A 3,842-nucleotide genomic window follows, 5' to 3' on the forward strand; every position below is an offset into this window, starting at 1 on the left:
GTGATGGTGTGAGGTGGCTGGTCATCCGGGGAGCGACGATTACGTTGGCGCCGTTCCATGACCAGGCGTTCACGCTCCGCGCGCTCGGCCAGCCTGCGTTGGGACGCGCTCATCTTCTTGGGGTCCCCGTAGTTGTCCCGGATCCGTTCGATGACCGGCAGCTCGTCCGTGGTCTCGTACGCGACCTGCTCGTCATCGGCGCGGTAGGTCGAGTAGGTGGGCGGGGCGTCGTCGTAGGTGGCGCGTTGCCGGGGAATGGGCTGGGTGGCCTCGCTCCCGTGCATCATGGTGACCGCGGGGAGGGGTCCGGTGTCCGCATCGTCTGCGCGAGCGGGGGCCCGGTCGGCTTCGGAAAAGGCCTGGTAGCTGCTGAAGCCGCGCCAGAGTTTCCAGGCCAGGTACGCCACGCCCAGCAGGATGACCGTGGCCGGGGCGCCGTAGCCGGTCGCGTAGTAGACGGTGGCCACCACGAGCAAGACCAAACCCAGCCCCACTGGCGCGAGCGCCACGGGCGTCTGTACCGGCAGCGCGCCGAGCAAGGTGCGGGTGTACCGGCTGGACGCATCCGAACCGTGAAGTGCGTGGGCGCGGATCTTCACGCCGGGCGGGGTGGTGTCGGCGAGCTTGTGGGCGACTACCGGGGGCTCATCCGGTTGGGATGCATTGCGGACGACGTCGCGCGCTCGCCCCGCCGCCAGAGCCGCCCTGTTCGATGCCGTGGCGCCCGCCAGCACCAGGTAGGCGCCCATGGGCAGTAGGATCCCGGGGAGCAGGACCGCGATGGCCAGCGCCAGAACGCGCCAGATCCAGGGGACGCCGGCCGCCGGGAAGTTCTCGAACTGGAACACCCCGTGGGTGAACCACAGGATCAGGCTCCCGATCAGCAGACCCGTGAAGCCGTTGATAATGGCGAACACGCGCAATCGAGGCCAGCCGCGCGCCGAACGGGCGGCCCAGCGTTGTTCGCGTGTGCGCATGAGAACTCCTGATGTCCCGGGGAAGTGGGCTCCTTTCAGGGTAAATGGTTCCGGCCGCTCCGGCGGCGCCGTTCGCCGGATTGTGGGCCTAGGATCGATCAGTGCCCCGTTTACTGCTCGACATCACCCCGCTGCGTGAATCCCCGGCGTTCCGCCGCCTGTGGATCGGCTCCACCATGTCCATGCTGGGGAATCAGTTCACGGTCGTGGCGATCAGCCTGGAGGTCTTCGAGCTCACTCGCTCCACGTTTGCCGTGGGCATGGTGGGTGTTGCCGCGCTGGTGCCGCTGATCATCTCGGGGTTGTACGGCGGATCCATGGGGGATGCCCACAACCGCCGAACCGTGGGGTTGTGGACCACGTTCGGACTCTTCGCGGTCACGGTCGCCCTGGCCGCGCACTCGTGGGCGCAGATTTCATCCCTGACCGTGCTGTACACCCTGGTGGCCCTGCATTCGTTTGCGCAGGGGCTCAACCAGCCCGTACGAGGGGCGATTGTTCCCCGGTTGGTGCCCATGAAACAGCTTCCCGCGGCCAATGCGCTGTACCAACTGACCATGGGTTCCACGCTCATGGTGGGGCCGCTACTGGGTGCATTGACCGTGGCCGGGCTGGGTTTCCAATGGGCCTACACCGTGGATGCTCTCACCTTCATGGCCAGCCTGTGGGCCATGTACCGGTTGCCGTCCCTTCCGCCCGACGGAGTTGGCCCCCGTGCTGGGTTCCGTTCCGTGGTCGAGGGTTTCCGGTTCCTGGCCACCCGGCCCAATCTGCGCATGACGTTCCTGCTGGACATGGCCGCGATGTTCTTCGCGATGCCGCGCGCGCTGTTCCCGGTCCTCGGGGCCACGGTGCTGGGCGGTGATCAGTTCACGGTGGGGTTGCTGACCGCGGCGCTCGCGGCCGGTTCCGTGGTGGCGGGGTTGCTGTCCGGGCCGCTGGTGCGGCTGCATCGGCACGGCAAGGCGTGCGCGATGGCGGTGGCCGGGTGGGCCGTGTGCATCATGGCGTTCGGCGCTGTAATTCTGTTGGCCTCCGAGGGCTGGGGGCGCGAGACCGTGTGGCCGCTGGCGGCGTCGTGCGCCGTGCTGGTGGCGGCCGGGGCAATGGATGCGATCTCCATGCTGTTCCGCACCACCATCCTCCAGGCCGCCACACCGGACGCGCTGCGGGGGCGGTTGCAGGGCATTTTCATTGTGGTGGTGGCCGGCGGTCCGCGCCTGGGTGACGCGTTCATGGGCACCGCGGGGGAGTTCGCGGGCCCGGGTCTGGCCGCCGTGGTGGGTGCTGTCGTGTGTCTGGTGCTCGTGGTTGTCCTGGTACGGAAGTTCCCCGCGTTCAACCGCTACGACGCGCGCGATCCCCAACCGTAGGGGTGGCTCCAGTGTGAGTTCCAAGGTGCGAAGTGGCAGCCCCTTGAGCCGAATCCATGTCTTGTACGCCACAATGAAAAAGACGTCGGGCGCTGTGCAGAGCCTTGCGCACGGCGCACATCGATCCACCCAAAGGAGCGAACAATGGCAATACTTGAGGACAACCGCTGGCACGGAAAGCTCTACGTCAACGGCTGGCGTGACGGGTCCGGCGAGCCGATCTCCGTGCAAAATCCCGCCTCGGAAGAGGTACTGGCAACGGTTGGTTCCGCATCCCCGGCCGATGTTTACGACGCCGCTCGGCAGGCTTCCGCAGCGCAGGTCGCCTGGGCCGGGCTCAAGCCGACCGAACGTGCAGCCGTCCTGCGCAAGGCGGGGCAGCTGTTCGAGGAGAACGCGGACGAAATCATCGATTGGGTGGTGCGCGAGACCGGGGCGATCCAGCCCAAGGCGGGGATGGAAGCAAACGTGGCGGCGCAGGAGTGCTACGAGGCGTCCGCGCTGCCCACGCATCCGTCCGGCGAGGTGTTGGCCTCCGACCAGCCGCACTGGTCCTTTGCCCGGCGCGTGCCCGCGGGGGTGGTGTCGGTGATTTCACCGTTCAATTTCCCCTTGATTCTGTCCATCCGTTCCGTGGCCCCGGCGCTGGCCCTAGGAAATGCAGTGTTGTTGAAGCCGGATCCTCGCACGCCCATCAGCGGTGGGGTGCTGATCGCCCGGATCTTCGAGGAGGCGGGGCTGCCCCAGGGAGTCCTGCAGATCTTGCCGGGCGGTGGAGATGCGGGCGCGGCCGCGGTCGATGCGCCCGAGGTGCGGATCGTGTCCTTCACCGGGTCGACCGAGGCGGGCCGCCATGTGGGGGCCGCCGGTGCCAAGCACTTGAAGCGAACTCATTTGGAGCTGGGCGGCAATAACGCAATGGTGGTCCTGCCCTCTGCCGATCTGGACTTGGCGGCGAGCGTAGGTTCCATGGGATCGTTCTTCCACCAGGGGCAGGTATGCATGACCACGGGGCGGCACATTGTCCACGAGGATGTGTACGAGTCCTATGTCTCCAAGTTGGCGGAGCGGGCGGACGCGCTCGCGGTGGGCGATCCGTCCGAGGGACAAGTTCACTTGGGGCCGATCATCGACGAGAAGCAATTGAAGTCTGTGGATTCCAAGGTCCAGGATTCGGTCATCGCGGGTGCTTCGATCCGCGCGGGCGCCACGCATGACGGCCTGTTCTACCGACCCACGGTACTCGCGGATCTCACCGTGGATATGCCGGCGTGGAACGAGGAGATCTTCGGCCCGGTGGCACCGGTGATCAAGGTGTCTTCCGTTGAAGAAGCCGTGAACCTGGCGAACAATTCGGAGTATGCGCTGTCGTTGTCGATCATTGGTGACGTGGGCGAGGCGCTCAAGGTGGCGGACCGGATTACCGCGGGCAAGATCCACATCAACGAGATGACCGTGATGGACGAGGCCACCGCCCCCATGGGAGGCATGA

3 protein-coding genes are annotated in these 3,842 nt (G+C 66.6%); 2 read left to right on the forward strand and 1 reads right to left on the reverse strand.

From position 1 onward, the window contains the following. On the reverse strand, window positions 1–977 hold a 977-nt coding region (locus Q4E95_RS11700; RefSeq protein WP_303383473.1), incomplete at its 3' end, for a hypothetical protein. A gap of 101 nt (window positions 978–1,078) precedes the next feature. Between Q4E95_RS11700 and Q4E95_RS11705 the strand changes: the two genes are divergently transcribed. After that, on the forward strand, window positions 1,079–2,350 hold the full coding sequence (locus Q4E95_RS11705; protein WP_303383474.1) for an MFS transporter: 1,272 nt from the start codon (window positions 1,079–1,081) through the stop codon (window positions 2,348–2,350). Between the two features lie 144 nt (window positions 2,351–2,494). Next, window positions 2,495–3,842 (forward strand): aldehyde dehydrogenase family protein (locus Q4E95_RS11710; RefSeq protein ID WP_303383475.1); only part of this gene is annotated, 1,348 nt, incomplete at its 3' end.

The organism is Kocuria sp. (assembly GCF_030536815.1).
Classification (GTDB): domain Bacteria; phylum Actinomycetota; class Actinomycetes; order Actinomycetales; family Micrococcaceae; genus Kocuria; species Kocuria gwangalliensis.